The sequence below is a fragment of the Helicobacter sp. 13S00477-4 genome (genome assembly GCF_002272785.1).
GTDB lineage: Bacteria > Campylobacterota > Campylobacteria > Campylobacterales > Helicobacteraceae > Helicobacter_J.
Genome location: NZ_MLAS01000004.1, coordinates 103058 through 122725, shown reverse-complemented (window position 1 = coordinate 122725; position 19668 = coordinate 103058). Strand labels below are relative to the sequence as shown.

Below are 19668 nucleotides of genomic sequence, written 5' to 3'. Positions count from 1 at the left end.
TTTCTTCCTCTGTAAGGGATAAATCTATAGCTTTACCTTCTTTGTATCCTTCAAGAATATTTTCAGGTTTTTTTATTTGTGCTTCTTGCTCACATTCTTTTGAGTTTATTGAGGTATTTTTATAATCCGAATAAGTTCTAGCATTATAATAAGGAGGGGAAGTAAAAATAAGCTGGATTTGCTTATCGTCTATTTTATCAAGAGTTTTTTTATTATCACCTACTAAAAGAGATGGGAATTTAATTTGTTTATTTAGAATTTTTAATACTTCTTTATTTTGCTTGTATTCATAATACTGAAACATTTTATCTAAAACTTCATTTGACAAAAGCATCACAATCCACAATATAGTCTTTCAATACTTTATCTTTGACGTCTTGATTAGGGATTTCATAACATTCTTTTGTTTTTGATGTTTCAATGATTTTTACATAAGATTGCGGGACTGCTATTTGGTTTTTTATATAATGTGGATGAGGAGGATAAATAATAAGGTTCAAAACCTGTTCATCTCCTTCCTCTTTTGCCAAAGCCCTCTCCCTATCTTCTGCTTTTTTCCAAATCCCACGATTGATTTGAGGATTTTGTGGGGTGATATTACTCATCAAAAATGTCGAGGCTTGGGCTTGAATGGTCGCATTCATAGATTGATTTGAAAGGATATGTCCCCTATCATAACCGCTGTTAGTATAATCTCTTGTAGTTGTACGATACTGGAGAGGGATTTGCATATCTGATTTAAAAGGGGGTCGCTTTGCTGCTGGACCCATTTTTAATATATCCCCTTTAAGTTCATAGGCGACTGCCTTGCTACCCTTTAGCCCATAATCATAACAATTCACATAATAAAATCTATCCAGAATTATCGAACAATTTTGCTTCGTGAAATACTTGCCAAAATCAGCATAAAGTTTATAGGGGGTATAAACATCATCTTCATCACTTATAGAAAAACTAAACTGAGCAAAAAAGATAAAAAAGGCCAAAATAATTCTAATACACATCAAAACTCCTCAAAAGGATTTTGAAGTATACAATTTGAATCTATATTTTATAATTTATTTTTAATTAATCAATGTTTTAGCATCAATGTAGGGCATTCCAAATGCATCTGCAACAGTTTTAAGACCAATTTTGCCATCATAGGCATTCAAGCCCATTAAAGCTCCGGGCATTTTGAGCATTTCTCTCCAGCCTTCATTGGCAATACTCAAAACATAAGGCATTGATTCATTTGAATAGCAGATGCTAGAGGTTTTTGCTACGACACCAGGCATATTAGGCACACCATAATGCAAAATACCATCGACAAAATAAGTAGGATCATCATGAGTCGTCTGATGGATTGTTTCAATACACCCACCTAGATCACAAGCCACATCAATAATGACACCACCTGGATTCATCAACTTCAAATGCTCATGTTTGATAACCTTAGGAGTTTGTGTAGCCGTAACTAACACTGCACCAACAATAGCATCTGCACCTTTTAATGCTATTTGTATACCTTCTTCAGTCGCATAAAGTAATTTAACCTTGTTATCAACCACTAAAGGATGGGTAGCCACTTTATGTACATCTATATCCAAGACCCATACATCAGCACCCATCCCTACAAGAGTTTTGGCTGCATTCATGCCAACCACACCGCCACCAACAACAACAACCCTAGCAGGAGGCACACCTGCACACCCACCTATCAAAATCCCCATCCCGCCTCGATTGGTGCAAAAATATTCAGCTACCAATTGAGCAGCAAGTTTACCAGCTACTTCGCTCATAGGGAGTAAAACGGGATAATTATTCTTTGGACCAGGTATCGTTTCACCACAAATAGAAGTTACTTTAGAATCTATCAAAGCTTGTGCTAATTCTTTAGAATACGCTAAATCTAAAAAACTATATAAAATCATATCTTTACGCAAATACTTATATTCAGGCTCTAGAGGTTCCTTGCATTTGACCAAAAGTTCAGCCTTTTCCCAAACTGTCTTTGCCTCAGGCACTACTTCGGCACCTGCTGCCTTATACATTACATCTGTAAAACCAATGATTTCCCCCAGCCCTGCTTGCACCAAAATTTGGTGCTTTGGATTGGATTTTTTCAATCTCTCTACATCAGAAGGTACAAGCCCTACTCTATGTTCGTGATTCATTGTTTCTTTTGGTATACCTATAATCATAAAAACTCCTTATACAATTGTATTTTTAATAATATCACCATCTTTGATGATGAGATTAAACCTATTGTCATAATCATAAATCAATTTGAAATCCTTAAGGACATTACCATCTACAAGGACTAAATCTGCCCAAGCTCCAGGTTTAATAACTCCTATTTGTCCATCTATATATGGATTCCTTTCTCCACTGAGTGCTAATAGCTTTGCATTTCCAGAAGTAGCCATCCTCAAAGCATCTAAAGCACCCAATACTTCTGAAAAGAGATAAAGCATATAATTTTGCCCACTCGCTTGAAAAGAAGAAAAAAGTAAATCCGTTCCAAACGCATAATTACACTTATTTTTCACAGCGTATTCAAGCACTTTTCGCCATTTGCCATTTAAGATTTTACCCTTAGGGAATTTTTCATCATCACTCTCAGGGAAATATTTGTTATTTTCAAATGCCTGCGTACTCAACCATGCACCTTTATCAGCCATCTTTTTGATCGTCTTCTCAGTAGCAAGTTGACCATGTTCAATAGATTTAATACCTGCATCAACTGCACGATTTATCCCAGCATCAGAATATACATGGGCACAAACATAAGTTCCCCAACTTGAAGCAGCAGCTACTGCAGCTCTCATTTCTTCAGGAGTGAATTGTAAAGAATCCATCGGGTCAAATTCACTTATTACACCTCCCCCTGCTCCTATTTTTATCTGACTTGCACCTTTTTTGAGTTGCCACCTCACTGCAGTTAGGACTTCATCGACACCATCAGCGATCACAAAATCGCCATGTTTTTCCATAGGAACCTGTGAGCCTCCATAGAAGTTTGGAGCATCATTAATAGGCCTCATATCTCCATGCCCTGCAGTCTGTGAAATGAATGCACCGCTAGGGAATATTCTAGGTCCAGTGATGATTTTTTTATCAATGGCTTTTTTTACACCAAAAACACCCCCTGCCATATCCCTCACAGTTGTAAAACCTCTTAAAACAGTAGCCTTTGCTTCTTTGACTGCTAAAGCTACCAAAAGACCATCATCAGGTAAATTATAAGCATCAAATGAAGCAGCAGCTAACATTGTATGCCAATGGACATCTGTGAGTCCAGGCATCAAAAATTTACCTTTTGCATCAATAATATTAGCTCCTTCTGGAGATTTTAATCCTTGTGCTACTTGCTGTATTTTATTGTTTTTTATCAAAACATCTTGCAAGCCAGATAGTTGATTGTGTCCATCAAACACACTTGCATTTTTGATGAGGATATATTTATCTTGAGGTTTTTTACCTTCATCTCCAAAGCCTAAACTCATCCCTAAACCAACAGCACCCATTCCAACAATAACATTTCTTCTTGTCATTCAGTTCTCCTTGTATTTTAATTGTATCAAACTAAAAACCTTTATACAATTGTATTTTTAATAATATCACCATCTTTGATGATGAGATTAAACCTATTGTCATAATCATAAATCAATTTGAAATCCTTAAGGACATTACCATCTACAAGGACTAAATCTGCCCAAGCTCCAGGTTTAATAACTCCTATTTGTCCATCTATATATGGATTCCTTTCTCCACTGAGTGCTAATAGCTTTGCATTTCCAGAAGTAGCCATCCTCAAAGCATCTAAAGCACCCAATACTTCTGAAAAGAGATAAAGCATATAATTTTGCCCACTCGCTTGAAAAGAAGAAAAAAGTAAATCCGTTCCAAACGCATAATTACACTTATTTTTCACAGCGTATTCAAGCACTTTTCGCCATTTGCCATTTAAGATTTTACCCTTAGGGAATTTTTCATCATCACTCTCAGGGAAATATTTGTTATTTTCAAATGCCTGCGTACTCAACCATGCACCTTTATCAGCCATCTTTTTGATCGTCTTCTCAGTAGCAAGTTGACCATGTTCAATAGATTTAATACCTGCATCAACTGCACGATTTATCCCAGCATCAGAATATACATGGGCACAAACATAAGTTCCCCAACTTGAAGCAGCAGCTACTGCAGCTCTCATTTCTTCAGGAGTGAATTGTAAAGAATCCATCGGGTCAAATTCACTTATTACACCTCCCCCTGCTCCTATTTTTATCTGACTTGCACCTTTTTTGAGTTGCCACCTCACTGCAGTTAGGACTTCATCGACACCATCAGCGATCACAAAATCGCCATGTTTTTCCATAGGAACCTGTGAGCCTCCATAGAAGTTTGGAGCATCATTAATAGGCCTCATATCTCCATGCCCTGCAGTCTGTGAAATGAATGCACCGCTAGGGAATATTCTAGGTCCAGTGATGATTTTTTTATCAATGGCTTTTTTTACACCAAAAACACCCCCTGCCATATCCCTCACAGTTGTAAAACCTCTTAAAACAGTAGCCTTTGCTTCTTTGACTGCTAAAGCTACCAAAAGACCATCATCAGGTAAATTATAAGCATCAAATGAAGCAGCAGCTAACATTGTATGCCAATGGACATCTGTGAGTCCAGGCATCAAAAATTTACCTTTTGCATCAATAATATTAGCTCCTTCTGGAGATTTTAATCCTTGTGCTACTTGCTGTATTTTATTGTTTTTTATCAAAACATCTTGCAAGCCAGATAGTTGATTGTGTCCATCAAACACACTTGCATTTTTGATGAGGATATATTTATCTTGAGGTTTTTTACCTTCATCTCCAAAGCCTAAACTCATCCCTAAACCAACAGCACCCATTCCAACAATAACATTTCTTCTTGTCATTCAGTTCTCCTTGCCAAAAACCTTAAAATTATTTTAAACATAAACTTCAATTTGAGGTTATATATATCAAATATAGCAAAAATATTTAATATATACAAAAACTCCCTATATGAAAAATCACAGATGTAACAATTTGTTATTTATTTCAAAATCATAAAAAATCTCTTTTGTGCCTTAATCTTTAACTTTGTTGTAAAAAGAACCCTAATATATGAATATAAATAGGTTTTTTGTATTTTTTGATGTGTATTAAAGTAACATAGATTAAGTTTTTGGAAAATTTTATACACATAAAAAATACAAAAATAAATATTATTTGTATGATAGATATAAAAACAAGTTGATACAAAGGAACAAAAATGGATACAGAAATGAACTTTGTAGATAAAATACTAGGCTATTTGCAAAACTTTGCTGATAAATTTCCAGATTATATCCACGATCTAGATGATATTATTTGGGGACATTATCTTGTTATACTCCTTATTTTAGTCGGAATCTATTTTAGTTTCAAACTCAAATTCCCCCAAGTCAGACTCACCAAGGATGCTTTTGGTGTTATCACTGAAAAAGACCCTAATGCAAAAGGAAATAAACAACATATATCTCCATACGAAGCTTTGATGATTTCTATGGGTACGCGAGTAGGGATGGGGACGATTGTGGGTATGGCTATTGCAGCGGTATTAGGAGGTGCAGGTGCTATTTTTTGGATCTGGGTTGCAGCTTTTCTAAATGGAGCTATTTCTATTGCTGAAAACACACTTGGTCAAATTTACAAAAGCAGAGATGGCGGAGCCTTTAAAGGAGGTCCTGCTTATTACCTCACAAAAGGTCTAGGTGCAAAAAAAATTGCTATTATTTATAGCTGTATCACTATTTTAATTGGCTGGTCTTTTACAATGCTTTATAGCTATACAATCTATAGTTCGTTTGAAACTTACTCAATCGCACAAAATACTCAACATTTTAGTGTCTATATAGGAGTTATACTAGCTATCTTTGCAGCAATAATGTTTTTTGGAGGTGGACGTTACATTGCTAAATTTACTAGCTATGTAACGCCTTTTATGGCAGGAGTTTTCCTCATCATTGCTTTGATCAGCATTGGGATGCATTACACAAAAACTTTTGATATCCTCTCTGAAATCTTTAGGAGTGCCTTTGACTTCAAAGCAATTTTTGGTGGATTTGCTGGGAGTGTGGTAGTGATTGGTATTAAAAGGGGTCTTTTTGCTAATGAAGCAGGTTTGGGATCTGTGCCGGGTGCTTCTTCTTCTGCACACACAAGTCATCCTGTCAAACAAGGGATTGTACAAGCATTTTGTGTTTTTGTAGATACAGTTATCGCGACACTAGCAACTCTTTTCATACTCTTTAGTGATGCTTATACACAAGGTCTCACTGATGCAAATGGCGAAAAACTAACAGCTATGCCACTTGTACAAACAGCAATGGAAGAGAGTTTTGGAATATGGGGTAGCTATTATGTAACATTCCTCATTGTGGTATTAACCTCAACAGTCATCATAGGTGCTTATTATGTAGGTCAAATGAATATCAAATACCTCAAAGACAATCCTAAAGTTTTGCTTATTTATCGCATTATTAGCATCATTGTTGTGTTCATGGGCACACAAATGACTTTAGAAATGGCTTGGGGAACCGCAAATATTGTGATGGGCATCGGGGCAACCATAAATATCATCACAATTATTCTTTTATCAAAAGTCGTCAAAGTTGCCCTTGAAGACTATATCAAACAAAGAAAACAAGGAATAGAACCAACTTTCAGTGCTAAAAAACTTGGTATCAAAAATGCCGAATGTTGGGACTAAAAAAATTTAATTATAAAAGGATGAATATGGTTTTTGATCGAAAAAAAGAAATCGAAAAAATACTTCCAAATAAACCAATCTGGCAATGGAGTGCTACAGATGTTGCTTTAGGTATTAGGCATAAAGCTATCAGTTCAACAGAAGCTACAAAAAGCGTGCTTGATCGTATTGAGAAAATAAACCCTAAATTCAATGCGATTATCAATATAATGACACAAAAAGCTCTAAAACAAGCCAAACAAGCCGATGATTTAATCTCTCAAGGCATCATCCTCTCTCCATTGCATGGAGTTCCTGTAACGATTAAAGATAATGTAGATGTAAAAGGCGAAAGGAATACAAATGGTGGGGTTTTCAAAGACAGGATTTGTGAGGATGATAGCACTATTGCAACCAATTTCAATACAGCAGGTTGCGTAACCATAGGTATGACCAATCTTCCAGAATTTGCTATCCGTTGGTTCAGTGAAAATCCATTATTTGGACGTACATTAAATCCTTGGAATGATAACCTCACACCTGGTGGAAGCAGTGGTGGAGCAGCTGCAGCCGTAACAAGCGGTATGTGTTTCATTGGTCATGGGAATGATATTGGTGGTTCTATCCGTTACCCTGCATATGCTTGTGGAGTGGTTGGTTTGAGACCTACTTGGGGTAGAATCCCTCAATTTGACCCAAGTAGTCCTGGAGGAAGGACTTTTGCGAGTGAATTTTTTTCTATTGAAGGTCCTCTTGCAAGGACAGTTAATGATATACGATTGTCATTAGAAGTTTTATCAAAAGGAAGCCTTTATGACCAAGTTTGGGTTCCTGCACCACTAACCTACAATGACTCCAAAAACAAAAAAATTGCTCTTGTAACAGAAATCAATGGAATGCAAATTCAATCAAGCGTGAAAGAAAATTTAATAAAAACTGCCAAATGGCTTCAAGAAGATGGCTATATCGTCGAAGAAATCCAATTACCTGAATTTGATATTGCTGCTGAAGTATGGGGTAAAATCCTCATCGCGGAAAAAACCACAATGATTGGGCATTATGTCGATGATTATGGCTCCGAAGATGTTAAAAAAGCTTGGCAAGGTATGATATATGGAAGTCCTGGTGCTAAAGATATGCGTGAATATATGTTAGCCATAGCAAAAAGAGATCAGTTGCGAAGGATTTATAATGAAATCTTAGATGTTTATCCTGTGATAATACTTCCTGTTTCTGGCAAAGAGCCATTCACACATGGTGATGATCTTAAGGGAAATGATTATTTTAAAGAAGTGATAATGCCAGCTCAAATACCTTTACTCGCACTTGTTTGTTTAAATTATCCAAGCATGAGCGTACCAACAGGTCTTAAAAATGGTAATATCCCTCAAGGAGTACAACTTTTTGCATCTGATTATCGTGCGGATTTGTGTATGCAGGTCGCAGAAGACATCGAACGTCACGCAAAAATGCCTTTTAGATTTGAAGTATAAACACTTCAAATCTAAATTATTCCTTGCTTTTCCTTTGTCAAATGCTTTGTGATAAAATAAATAATCAAAAACACTACACAAAAAATAATTGTCCCATAAATAGCACCTCTTTGATTCACATCAAAATAAGCTCCTATGATAGAAAATACACAACCAATTATTCCAAGTATTTGAATTCCTGGTGTCAATGGTGTTTTATAAGGCAAGTCTTCAACTTTTTTCCCTTGAGCTAAATACCATTTTCGGAATCTGTATTGTGCAATGCTAACACTTACCCAAACCAACATCATTGCAAGAGAACTCACAGCAATGAGATTATTAATAACACTTTTGGGTGCATAAAAATAAGTCAACAATCCCAATAAAGAAACCAGCATTGAAAGGCATAGACTATTTATAGGGATACCTCTATGGTTGATTTTGGCAAATAATTTTGGTAATAATTTTTTTTCTGCCAACCCCCAAATCATTCTTGCAGAAGTATAAAGACCTGTATTAGCAGTAGAGAGCAAAGCAAAAATCAAGATAATATTCATAATATCACCTGCAAAAGGAACTTTAAGCATTTCAAGCACACCAACAAATGGACTTTCAGTGATTGTCGCACTATTCATAGGCATAAAGGTTGCAATAACAAATACAGAACCTATGAAGAATACTATCAAACGCCACAAAGTCGCATTGATCGCTTTAGGCATCGCTTTAGCAGGGTCTTTTGTCTCACCAATTGCAACACCAATAGCCTCTGTCCCAGTAAAGGCAAAATTTACAGCTAAAATCGTTACAAAAACAGCTTCAAAACCATTAGGAAAGAATCCACTATAACTATCTGAATGGAAATAGAAGTTTGCAAAAGTGATTTCAAATCCATTCAAATATAGATGATAAGCAATCATTACAACACCAAAAATCAAAAATATAACGACTGCAATGACTTTGATTGATGATAAAATAAATTCACTTTCTCCAAACACTTTCACACGATAAAAATTAAAACCAAAAATAATCACAGTACAACAAACTACCCATACCCATATAGGCACATCAGGAAACCACTTTCCCATCAAAAACCCTACAGCAATAAACTCAATAGCAACAGTTGTAACCCAATTCAACCAATAAAGCCAAAAAACTAAATATCCTGCAGAAGGAGAAATAAAACGATAAGCATAATCACCAAAACTTCCAGTATTTGGAAAATATGAACTCAACTCTCCTAAAGAAAGCATGATAGAATATACAATGATAGCAGCAACACAATAAGCTATCAAAGTTCCCAAAGGACCAGCTGTGTGTAGGCTTTCCCCAGTCCCCACAAAAAGTCCAGTCCCCATTGCACCTCCAAAAGCAATCATCACCAAATGACGCGTTTTCAGATCACGAACAAACAATTTATCCTTGTCCAATTCAAACTCCTTTTAAATACAAAAATATTTATACTTATAATATTCACTATTATCCAAAAATTTCCAATAAAATAAGTTAATTTTTTAATTTTTTGTAAATTAGTAACATACTTTATTATTAATTCTAAAATATTGAGGATGAGGAAAATCTATTTCCCTCAAAATAGCACAAAACCTCGTTATTTTATGTATCATTTTTACACTCTTGTAAAAAAATATTTTAAAATTATTGCTAGTTTATTAAATTTTTAAGACAAATTAACATAATGTTACTCAGAATATAATTTAAAATATAAGGACAAAATCATGGACGAATTAGTTTCCAAATCAATCCAATTAGCAGAAACATTACAAGAGAAAATTACCCAAAATATTTCCTCAACAGAAAAAAAGTTCCACGAGAAAATGCAAAAACTCTTAGAAAATCCAAAAAATAAAGTAATGCTCATTGAGCTTCTGGACCGAAGTTTTCGATGTTTTGACAACAAAGCAAGGTTCAATGAAATTGAATACATACTTGGCAAATATGGCATTGCTGACTTCTTTTCTTCGTATGAGAAATTTTTATTAATGGCTTTCTTATCTGCAGGGAAATTTGCACCAAATATGAGTGTCCCATTTTTTGTCAATCATATACGTGAAGACACTAAAACAATGGTTTTAGATGAAGAAAAATCAAAACTAGACAACCATATAGTCAAAAGAGAACATCAAGGTATTACCCTGAATGTAAATCTTATCGGTGAAGAAGTCTTAGGAAATGCGGAATCTTTATACCGTATGCACAAATATGAAGATGCTCTAAAATCTGAGCATATTAAATACATTTCTATCAAAATCACTACTATTTTTTCACAAATAAATATTATTGATTTTGAATATTCTAAAAATGAAGTAGTTAAACGATTAGATAAACTTTATCAAATAGCACAAGAATACCAAAAACAGCACGGTGTAGAAAAGTTTATCAATCTTGATATGGAAGAATTTAGAGATTTGGAACTTACTGTTGCAGCTTTTATGGAATCAGTCTCAAAATTTGATGTCCATGCTGGGATTGTTTTGCAAGCTTATATCCCAGACTCTTTAATGTATCTTGAAAAGCTCCATGCTTTTTCAAAAGAAAGAGTCAAATCAGGCAAACCTGCTATCAAAATCCGTTTTGTAAAAGGTGCCAATATGGAATCTGAAGAAACCATCGCTTCTCAAAAAGGATGGGAGCTTCCAACTTTTGACAGAAAAATGGATACCGACTCCAATTACAACAAAATGCTTGATTTTGTTTTGGAAGGGGATAATTATAAATACATCAAGATTGGGATAGCTTCTCACAATATATTTGAAATTGCTTATGCCTACACCAGAATTTATGAAAAAAAAGCACAAGAAAGCTTCACTTTTGAAATGCTTGAAGGGATGAGCCTCCAAGCATCTTATGAACTTAGTCAAATGCACAAACTTATCTTATACGCACCAGTTTGCAATCAAGAACATTTTAACAATGCAATTGCCTATCTGGTCAGAAGGCTTGATGAAAATACAAGTGAAGATAACTTCATGCGTTATTTCTTTAACCTTAAAGTTGGCTCTAAAAATTGGGAGATACAAAAACAATTATTTTTAGATTCTTTGGCAAATATAGAAAGATTAGACAACTCTACCCATAGAGTTCAAAACCGACTCTTGCCACAAAAAGCTAAAAGCACTTATGATCATAAAGAATTCGAAAATGAAAGCGATACTGACTTTATCCTCGCTCAAAATAGAGAATGGGCACAAAAAATAAAAGAAAAATACACAAACCTTGAAGCACTAGAAATCTACCCTGTAGCTGGCGAAAAGATACAACTTGAAGGGATGAAAAAAACAGAGATTTTAGATAAAATCAAAAATAAAAAAATTGCCTCAGTCGCTCAGGCAAATGGAGAAGCCATCGAAAAAATCCTTCAAATAGCCAAAGAAGATAAAAGTGGATTTTCTAAAATGGATTTTAAAGAAATCCATAAAATACTCTCAAAAGTAGCTCAAAATCTACGTGAAAGGAGAGGAGATCTTATCGGCATAGCCGCTTTGGAAGTAGGCAAAACATATGCAGAAACAGATGCTGAAGTCAGCGAAGCTATTGACTTTCTGGAATTCTATCCTTATAGCTTAAGGACACTGCAAGAACAAAACCCTCATACACACTTTTCACCCAAAGGTATTGGTGTAGTAATCGCTCCATGGAATTTCCCTGTAGGCATTTCAGCTGGGACAATTGCAGCTCCTTTAGCAGCAGGAAACCGCGTTATTTATAAACCTTCAAGCCTCTCAAGCATCACAGGATATATGTTATGTGAATGCTTCTGGGATGCAGGGGTTCCAAAAGATTCTCTCATCTATCTCCCAGCAAAAGGCTCTGATATTAGCAAATACCTCTTAGGTGATGAATCTATCAGTTTCTCTATTTTAACAGGTGGCGAAGATACTGCATATAAAATGCTTGAAGCTAATCCTGCTCTCCTATTGTCAGCTGAAACTGGAGGTAAAAATGCCACTATCGTGAGCAAAATGGCAGATAGAGATCAAGCTATCAAAAACATTATCCATTCAGCCTTTAGCAATTCAGGACAAAAATGTTCAGCAACTTCTCTTTTGATTTTAGAGGAAGAGGTTTATAATGATGAAAATTTCAAAAAAACCCTCATTGATGCTACAGAAAGTATGAGTGTAGGCGATCCTTTTGTATTGAAAAACAAGATTGGAACCTTAGCCGATAAAGTAAATGATAAAGTTCAAAAAGCTATTGATTCAAAAGAAACTCATGAAGAATGGGCTATCAAACCAACCTTTATCGACAATAACCCCTATTTGATGAAACCTGCTATCAAATATGGAACAAAAGAAGGTGATTACACACATAAAACCGAACTGTTTGTGCCTATTTTGACTGTAATGTGTGCTAAAGACCTTCCACACGCTATTTCTATAGCAAATTCTACAGGATATGGACTTACTAGCGGATTAGAATCTTTAGATGAAAGAGAATGGGAATATTACATAAACCATATTGAAGCAGGCAATATTTATATTAATAAATCAACAACCGGTGCAGTGGTATTAAGACAACCTTTTGGAGGTATCAAAAAATCTGCTATTGGTTTTGGACGCAAAGTTGGTATTTTTAACTATATCACTCAATTCATGAATATTTCTCAAGAAGATGCAGATACCCATTTACTTCAATCATCTATCGCTACGAAGCTTGAACAGTTTCAAACTCATGCAGATGCCAGCCAAAAAGAAGCATTAGAAACTGCTATCACGATGGCAAAAAGCTATGCTTATCATAATAAAAATGAATTTGAAACCAAAAAAGATTATGTCCATATTCGAGGTGAAGATAATATCTTCTGCTATACAAAGGTTAAATCTATTGGTTATCGCATTAGCAAAGAAGACAGCTTACAAGACATAATGGGTGTTATCATTGCTGCAAATATTTGCAATATTCCCCTTACAATAAGCATAGATTCAAAACAAAGCAATACACATTTTGCTTCTATAGAACAAAATTTAAGTAAATTAGGCTTGAATGCACAAATCCATTATGAAAGTAACAAAGATTTTGCTGCAAAAATTTCTCAATTTGATCGTGTAAGGTATTTTACCAAACCATCGAAAGAAGATATAATCTATCAAGCAGCTTCAAAAAATGCTATCATTATCGCATCAGCCAAACCTCTTATCAATGGTCGATTTGAGTTACTTTATTATCATTTTGAAAAATCTGTAAGTATTTCTTATCACAGATATGGTAATCTGGGTGCAAGAGCATTAAAAAAGGATTAGAATGAATCTTGAGACGGTAACCTTAAGTTTTCCTATCATCACGACTTTTGTGATTTATGCACTAATCATGCTTTATATTGGCTTTTATTTTTATCGAAAAAACAAAACAACAGAAGATTACTTTTTAGGTAACCGCACAATGGGTCCTTTTGTCAGTGCTCTTTCAGCAGGTGCTTCGGATATGAGCGGATGGCTTTTAATGGGCTTACCTGGTGCACTCTATTTGAGTGGGCTTGCACAAAGCTATATTGCTATTGGTTTAAGCATCGGGGCTTTTATCAACTGGGCTTTTGTAGCAAAAAGACTACGTGTATATACAAGCGTGATCGCTAACTCCATCACAATTCCAGATTATTTCGAAACAAGATTTTCTGATGATTTACATATCCTCAGGCTCATTTCAGCTTTTGTCATTCTGATATTCTTCACTATTTATATTTCCTCAGGGCTTGTTGGCGGTGCTAAACTTTTTGAAGCCACTTTTGGGATCAAATATAATTATGCCTTAATCATAGGCACAGTGATTATCGTAGCTTATACATTTTTTGGTGGATATAAAGCAGTTTGCTGGACAGATTTGATTCAGGGTTTGTTAATGATGGGTGCTTTGATTGTAGTACCTTGTGTGATGCTTTATCATTTAGGTGGTTTTGGTGAAGCTGTCAATCTTATTGGACAAATCAACCCTCAAGCTCTATCTTTTGGAACTGGTGTGAGTATTGTTGGTGTCATTTCCTCATTAGCTTGGGGACTGGGTTATTTTGGACAACCTCATATTTTGGTACGTTTTATGTCCATAAGATCTACCAAAGAAATCCCTTTAGCGACTACTATAGGCATCTCTTGGATGGTCATTAGCCTTATTGGGGCTTGCACAATGGGTTTTTTAGGCATTGCATACATTGTAAAATTTGATGTTTCATTGAATGATCCTGAAAAAATATTTATCGTGATGAGTCAACTCCTTTTTAATCCTTGGGTTGCAGGGATTCTACTCAGTGCTATCCTAGCAGCGATTATGAGTACAGCAAGTTCTCAACTGCTTGTATCTTCCTCTACCATTGCTGAAGATTTTTATCGTAAAATATTCAATCAAAAAGCTTCACCAAAATTTGTAATGACAGTTTCACGCATTGCAGTTTTGCTTGTAGCATGTGTGGCATTTTTTATTTCAACTGACAAAAATGCAAGTGTATTGCATATAGTAGCGTATGCTTGGGCTGGATTTGGTGCAAGTTTTGGTAGTGTAATAATCTTATCGCTTTTTTGGTCAAGGATGACGAGGTTAGGAGCAATATCAGGAATGATCGTTGGTGCTATTACTGTAGTGCTTTATAAAAATTTTGGCAATCAATTCTTTCAAATCTATGAGATCATACCCGGATTTTTATTAGCGAGCATTGTAATTTTGATTGTTAGCCTTATGCAGCCAGTCAGACCAGGGACAAAAGAAGCTTTTGAAACGATGTTGAAACAAATCAATAAAAATCCTTAAAGAATCTTTAATGCGAATCCTAATGTTTGTGTCGATGATGTTATGGGCATTAACTTGGATAGCATCTAAAGTAATGATTGAACAAGCTGATCCTTTTCAGATTGCTTGGATAAAGTGTATCATAGTAACTTTGAGTTTCTTGCCTATCATGCTTTGCTTGAAAATTCCCTTTAATATCCCTAAAGAAGCTGTTATGCCCACATTATTAGTGGGTTTTTTCAACACAATTTATAATTATCTCCTGCTCATTGGACTGCAATATGGCGATGCTGGTAGTGCTGGAGTGATTGCAGAAGTATTAGCACCAATTTTTGCTACTATCATTTGGACTATCATTAAAAAAAGCACTCTTTTGAGGAAAGAAAAAATTGGTCTTTTTTTAGGCTTGATTTCTGGGGCATTTTTGGTAGATATTTTTAATCCACAAGCATTACTATCACTCTTTAATATCATTTATGTCTTGGCTGCTTTGATGTGGGCTTTTTTGACAATAAGCTCACGATATGCTACAGAATCTACTCATCCCATTGCTATCAATTTCTATAGTTCAATGATCCCTTCTATTGTCTTTTTACCTGCCTTATTTTTCAAGGATATAGAACCAATATTGCATACAGATGGTTATTTTTGGATCTCAATGTTTAGTGTAACAATCCTTTCAACAACATTTGCCACAACCATTTTTTATAAAGGCATCAAAGTGCTAGGTGTCACACAAGGGGGAATTTTCGTATTGCTTGTGCCTATTGGGGCTTTATTTTTTGCTTGGATTCTTTTGGGTGAAATCCCAAAAATTCATACCATTATTGGCGGCATTATAGCACTTGGAGCGATTTACCTCATTAATTTTTATCGTCCAAAACGCACTTGTGCATAAAATCTAAAATGTCCTCCTTCACAGGATAAAAACTCTCAATATTTTGATTTTGAAATTTCAAGTTTTTTTAGATAAGAAGCAACAACTTCTAAAGAAAAATCATACAAACTAGGCTCGTGAGTTTTTTTCAAAACCCTTTGCAAATCTTTCAAAGGTTCTATGACAGGGTTTATCAAAATTACAGGTGAAGAAAAATACAAAGCCAACATCCCTACATAAAATCCACCTAAAGAATTCCCTATGAACATCAAAGACTTATCTTGCATCAAATTTTCTTTTGTTTCTAAGCACAATGATTGAAAATTATCATCATACTTAGCATAACTCTCATAGTCCAATTGACAAACATTTATACCAACCTGTTCAACTAATCTTTGCACACTCAAAGAACCTTTAGAGGAGTTGAATCGATGAAGATAAAATATTTGATGAAACTTCATATTTGAAACTTATCCATAATTCTTTTGATTTCATTGCTAGCTTTTTTATCATCAATCAATTTATTTAAATCTATATAAACAATATGCAACTTAGATTTTTCATCTGCTTTAAAAACAAAAGGAGATTCAACTGAACAATTTTCTAAAAAAGCCGGATAAATCAATACCGCCATTACATTATCACAAATTTTTTTATATTTACTCACATAGCTCCATATTTGATAAATATCAGCTTGATTAATATCTTTTTGGCTAGTAATCTTCTTCCACTTAGTATCCAAAATCATTATTTTGTCCGCCTTTTGTTTAGCAACAATATCAGGTTTCAAAGCAAAAATATCCTTATAATTATTTTTACAAAGATATTTGCCTTTATCTTGCAAACTAATCTCCCATCCTTGAGAATATTTTTTAAAACAATAAGCCACAAAAGATTCAAAAAGTTTATTCATATCAAACAACAAAGCCAACCCAACACTATCTCCAGCATAAGGAGTAAAAATCTCTTTTTTCAAAAATACCTTGCACCAAGACAAAATTATTTCATAATGCTTCAATGAATGCGACTTGACACAAAGATTAAAATCTTTGTCAGCATTTCTACTAGCCCCAATACCATCAAATATAAAAAAATATTGATTCAAAAGGCTTTGTATCTTGTTTGACAAGGGTATTTTTGAAAAAAGTTTAAGCACAGAGACAATGAGACGATTTTGAGGTATATCAGATATGTATTCATCAGCATTTGTATAAAATCTTTGTTGGTTGATAAGATTCTGCCTAATTTGATTAGAAAACAGCACTTTACCTTTGAGATAAAAACGATTTTCTTCTATAGAAATATAATCAGACTTTATACCTTTTTTTATCACTACACTAAGCTCATCTAAAAACATTTTTACAAAAATTTCTAGCAAAGAATTTTGAGTAGTTTTAATACTTGAAAAATTTATAGTTTTAAATGGAAAATTTTTTAGAGTTTTTAACATTTTTTCTAATAATTGTTTTGCCTTCATTTTATCTTCATTTCTATCAGATGTTTTAGGCAATATTTCCAAAGAAAAACCACTTTTTGTTTGTATTAGACCCACAAAATTACAAGATTTTAGGCATCTACCTCCTTTAGTTAACTTTAAAAATTGATTATTCTCTTCATAAGAAGCAAATTTTTTAAGTTCTTCAAAGACCTTTGAAGCTTTTTGTTTATCTTCTAATGAAGTTTTTTGTTTATCTTTTAAAATTTCTAAAATCTTATATTCATCAAATTCATCCCACTCAATTATCTCTAAAGTGTTTTTATTTATCATTTTTTTTGGTTTCAATAGATTTATAAATTTCTGCTTTTTTCCATTCATCATCACTTGCTTTAAGGATTGAATAAATAGGTTTTTCTGTATTTATATCCAAATCCAATTCATCTATTTTTTGAAAAATTTTTGTTTCTTCTGTTTTTTTAATCATTCCATTATTATTCAACACGGCATTAATTTTTGCATAATCATCATAAAAATATTCCTGCAATAATGGAATGATTTTTGTTTGAAATACCTTTTTTAAGCCTTCAATAGAATCTATATCCATCAAAAATGCATGCCCAATGGTATGTTCTCTGTCATAAAGACATTCAATACGTTCATTGATGGCTTTAAGTATTTTTTGTAATTTTACACCTTGTATTTCTTTGCCCTCAAGCAAATCAGGATTAGGCATCATCTCTTCAAACTCAAATCTCCTCCTCAAAGCCATATCCATAAAAGCGATACTCCTATCAGTTGTATTCATTGTCCCAATGATAAAAAGATTTTTTGGTACGCCAAATTCCTCTGAACTATAAGGGAGTGTTACCCTCAGCTCCTCTTTTGCACCTATCCTCTTACTAGGCTCAATCAAAGTGATGAGTTCACCAAAAATCTTAGAAATATTCCCCCTGTTGATTTCATCAATGATAAGGATATAGGGTTTTATTTCAAATTCTTCTTTAAAATCTCTATTTGCAGAACTTAAAAAATTCAAAACCAATGCTCGTATTTCATCTGTATTCAATACCTCATTTTGCTCAATCTCTTCATTTTTTTGATGATAATTACTGAAATAATAATCTAAAATGGTCCAATAAACTGAAGAACCAAAACTTTTTCCTAACACTTCAGACATTTCTTTATGAAAATGTTTCATCCCATAAAATTTGTCTCTATCTTTATAATAAAAAAACAGCTTTTGAAGAATTTCCTCAGAAATTTTTACATGAGACTTGCTCCCATCTCCATATATACCATATAAGTTATTATTTTTACTATTGATATACATAGAAATTTTACTCTTTTTAGATTCCAAAGATTTGATATTACCCATTTGAACATTTTCAAAAAAATCATTATAAAATCTCTCAAATTGCGCAATAGATTTATTTATCTTTGAATCTATATTGATATTATCAAAAAGTGCCCTATATGATATCTTTTTAAATATGCCACTTTTTATTTGATAACTTATATTACTGCCTACAATTTGAGGCTTTATGCCTTCTACAAACTCTTCATATCCATAGCTTTGATGAAAAGTAATGAATTCAATCTGACCATTTCTCATATATTCATCAAATATTTTTTTGGCTTTTTCTCTATTTTCTGGAATTTCTACTCCTAAAATTTCAAGTGCTTTATTGATTACACAATAAGTTTTCCCTGTACCCGGAGGACCATATAAGATTATGTTTTTAGCATCTCTCTCAGCATTCTGTATATATTTTTTATCTTCTACACAAACATTATTTTTTTTTGATTCTTCACCATACTTTTTCCATAACCTAACTGCAAAATCAAAAATATTTTCATCACTTTTTTTACTCATAATCTTTTCTTGCATTTGACCAATAGTCATATTATCAGATTTAACCCCATACTCTTCTTTGCAGATTTTTGCCAAAACTTCTTTTTTATAAATAGGAATAACACAGGGATTATTAATATCTTGATACAAAAAAGCAATTTTCCATTTATAACTACTGTGAATAGGAATCCCATCAATCTTATCTAATTCTCTATTTTTAGCCAAATCAATAATTTTAATAATACATTCTTTGATTTCTTCAAAAGCTTTTTGCTCATTTTCATATTTTTTTTCATACTTATAACTATCAGGATCCTTACGCTCACTATAGACACCAAACTTTTGAGAACCTCCCCCACCCATTTTTCCAAAAGATGCTTCTTTTTTGTGCTCTTCCACCCAATAAGTAAAAGTATCTTTCTCTCCAGCTCTTGAATACTCCTCCAAAGTCATATTTTCAACATTCTGTCTATTCCAACGATTTTGAAATTCTTTAAATAAATTCATTCTATTTTTATCCATGACTGAACCTTTTGCAATTTTAAAATTCATATTATAA

Annotated in this window: 13 protein-coding genes and 1 pseudogene; 5 read left to right on the top strand and 9 right to left on the bottom strand. The window is 33.8% G+C overall.

Features of this window, described 5'->3' with window-relative positions:
* The 5 genes and pseudogenes from BKH44_RS03290 to BKH44_RS03270 form a co-directional block, all read right to left on the bottom strand.
* Window positions 1-334 (bottom strand): annotated as a pseudogene (locus tag BKH44_RS03290) (hypothetical protein); the annotation flags it as partial.
* Complete coding sequence (locus BKH44_RS03285) at window positions 318-1004, bottom strand: DNA/RNA non-specific endonuclease (protein ID WP_095270033.1); 687 nt, start codon at window positions 1002-1004, stop codon at window positions 318-320. The gene BKH44_RS03285 and the pseudogene BKH44_RS03290, both read right to left, overlap by 17 nt.
* A 60-nt stretch (window positions 1005-1064) precedes the next feature.
* The gene (gene ald, locus BKH44_RS03280) at window positions 1065-2183 is read right to left on the bottom strand and encodes an alanine dehydrogenase (RefSeq protein ID WP_095270031.1); all 1119 of its coding nucleotides are present in this window, start codon (window positions 2181-2183) and stop codon (window positions 1065-1067) included.
* A 9-nt stretch (window positions 2184-2192) separates the two neighbouring features.
* A complete protein-coding gene (locus tag BKH44_RS03275; protein WP_095270029.1) occupies window positions 2193-3536 on the bottom strand; it encodes an amidohydrolase family protein in 1344 nt (447 codons plus the stop codon).
* A 41-nt stretch (window positions 3537-3577) separates the two neighbouring features.
* Window positions 3578-4921 carry an amidohydrolase family protein gene (locus BKH44_RS03270; protein ID WP_095270029.1) on the bottom strand — a complete coding sequence of 448 codons (1344 nt, stop codon included), beginning with the start codon at window positions 4919-4921 and terminating at the stop codon, window positions 3578-3580.
* Between the two features lie 359 nt (window positions 4922-5280).
* On the opposite strand from BKH44_RS03270, the gene BKH44_RS03265 reads away from it, so the two are divergent.
* Both BKH44_RS03265 and BKH44_RS03260 read left to right on the top strand, forming a co-directional pair.
* Window positions 5281-6759, top strand: coding sequence for an alanine/glycine:cation symporter family protein (locus BKH44_RS03265; protein WP_095270027.1), 1479 nt, complete (start codon window positions 5281-5283; stop codon window positions 6757-6759).
* Window positions 6760-6785: 26 nt separating this feature from the next.
* Window positions 6786-8231: an amidase gene (locus tag BKH44_RS03260; protein ID WP_180674096.1), complete on the top strand. Its 1446-nt coding sequence runs from the start codon at window positions 6786-6788 to the stop codon at window positions 8229-8231.
* Between the two features lie 11 nt (window positions 8232-8242).
* Here BKH44_RS03260 and BKH44_RS03255 read toward each other — a convergent pair whose 3' ends face one another.
* Entirely contained in the window at window positions 8243-9637 is a 1395-nt protein-coding gene (locus BKH44_RS03255) for an amino acid permease (RefSeq protein WP_257842579.1), read from the bottom strand.
* 306 nt (window positions 9638-9943) lie between these two features.
* Here BKH44_RS03255 and BKH44_RS03250 point away from each other — a divergent pair, with 306 nt between their 5' ends.
* Genes BKH44_RS03250 through BKH44_RS03240 form a run of 3 tightly spaced genes read left to right on the top strand, consistent with a single transcriptional unit; the run spans window position 9944 to window position 15840 of the window.
* Window positions 9944-13468 carry a proline dehydrogenase family protein gene (locus BKH44_RS03250; protein WP_095270023.1) on the top strand — a complete coding sequence of 1175 codons (3525 nt, stop codon included), beginning with the start codon at window positions 9944-9946 and terminating at the stop codon, window positions 13466-13468.
* Between the two features lies 1 nt (window position 13469).
* The gene (gene putP, locus BKH44_RS03245; protein WP_095270021.1) at window positions 13470-14963 is read left to right on the top strand and encodes a sodium/proline symporter PutP; all 1494 of its coding nucleotides are present in this window, start codon (window positions 13470-13472) and stop codon (window positions 14961-14963) included.
* A 10-nt stretch (window positions 14964-14973) separates the two neighbouring features.
* The gene (locus BKH44_RS03240) at window positions 14974-15840 is read left to right on the top strand and encodes a DMT family transporter (protein WP_257842578.1); all 867 of its coding nucleotides are present in this window, start codon (window positions 14974-14976) and stop codon (window positions 15838-15840) included.
* A 35-nt stretch (window positions 15841-15875) separates the two neighbouring features.
* Here BKH44_RS03240 and BKH44_RS03235 read toward each other — a convergent pair whose 3' ends face one another.
* From BKH44_RS03235 to BKH44_RS08950, 3 genes are read right to left on the bottom strand one after another with little or no spacing between them, the layout of a single operon-like run.
* A complete protein-coding gene (locus BKH44_RS03235; RefSeq protein WP_095270019.1) occupies window positions 15876-16280 on the bottom strand; it encodes a YqiA/YcfP family alpha/beta fold hydrolase in 405 nt (134 codons plus the stop codon).
* Complete coding sequence (locus tag BKH44_RS03230; protein WP_180674095.1) at window positions 16277-17635, bottom strand: McrC family protein; 1359 nt, start codon at window positions 17633-17635, stop codon at window positions 16277-16279. The genes BKH44_RS03235 and BKH44_RS03230 overlap by 4 nt, the downstream gene beginning before the upstream one ends.
* Window positions 17577-19631, bottom strand: coding sequence for an AAA family ATPase (locus BKH44_RS08950; RefSeq protein WP_257842577.1), 2055 nt, complete (start codon window positions 19629-19631; stop codon window positions 17577-17579). The genes BKH44_RS03230 and BKH44_RS08950 overlap by 59 nt, the downstream gene beginning before the upstream one ends.
* Window positions 19632-19668 lie beyond the last annotated feature (37 nt).

Coding starts and splice junctions, on each gene's coding strand:
- BKH44_RS03250 (WP_095270023.1), top strand. CDS start 9,944: ATGGACGAATTAGTTTCCAAATCAATCCAATTAGCAGAAACATTACAA.
- BKH44_RS03265 (WP_095270027.1), top strand. CDS start 5,281: ATGGATACAGAAATGAACTTTGTAGATAAAATACTAGGCTATTTGCAA.
- ald (WP_095270031.1), bottom strand. CDS start 2,183: ATGATTATAGGTATACCAAAAGAAACAATGAATCACGAACATAGAGTA.
- BKH44_RS03275 (WP_095270029.1), bottom strand. CDS start 3,536: ATGACAAGAAGAAATGTTATTGTTGGAATGGGTGCTGTTGGTTTAGGG.
- BKH44_RS03235 (WP_095270019.1), bottom strand. CDS start 16,280: ATGAAGTTTCATCAAATATTTTATCTTCATCGATTCAACTCCTCTAAA.
- putP (WP_095270021.1), top strand. CDS start 13,470: ATGAATCTTGAGACGGTAACCTTAAGTTTTCCTATCATCACGACTTTT.
- BKH44_RS03240 (WP_257842578.1), top strand. CDS start 14,974: ATGCGAATCCTAATGTTTGTGTCGATGATGTTATGGGCATTAACTTGG.
- BKH44_RS03270 (WP_095270029.1), bottom strand. CDS start 4,921: ATGACAAGAAGAAATGTTATTGTTGGAATGGGTGCTGTTGGTTTAGGG.
- BKH44_RS08950 (WP_257842577.1), bottom strand. CDS start 19,631: ATGGATAAAAATAGAATGAATTTATTTAAAGAATTTCAAAATCGTTGG.
- BKH44_RS03260 (WP_180674096.1), top strand. CDS start 6,786: ATGGTTTTTGATCGAAAAAAAGAAATCGAAAAAATACTTCCAAATAAA.
- BKH44_RS03230 (WP_180674095.1), bottom strand. CDS start 17,635: ATGAATGGAAAAAAGCAGAAATTTATAAATCTATTGAAACCAAAAAAA.
- BKH44_RS03285 (WP_095270033.1), bottom strand. CDS start 1,004: ATGTGTATTAGAATTATTTTGGCCTTTTTTATCTTTTTTGCTCAGTTT.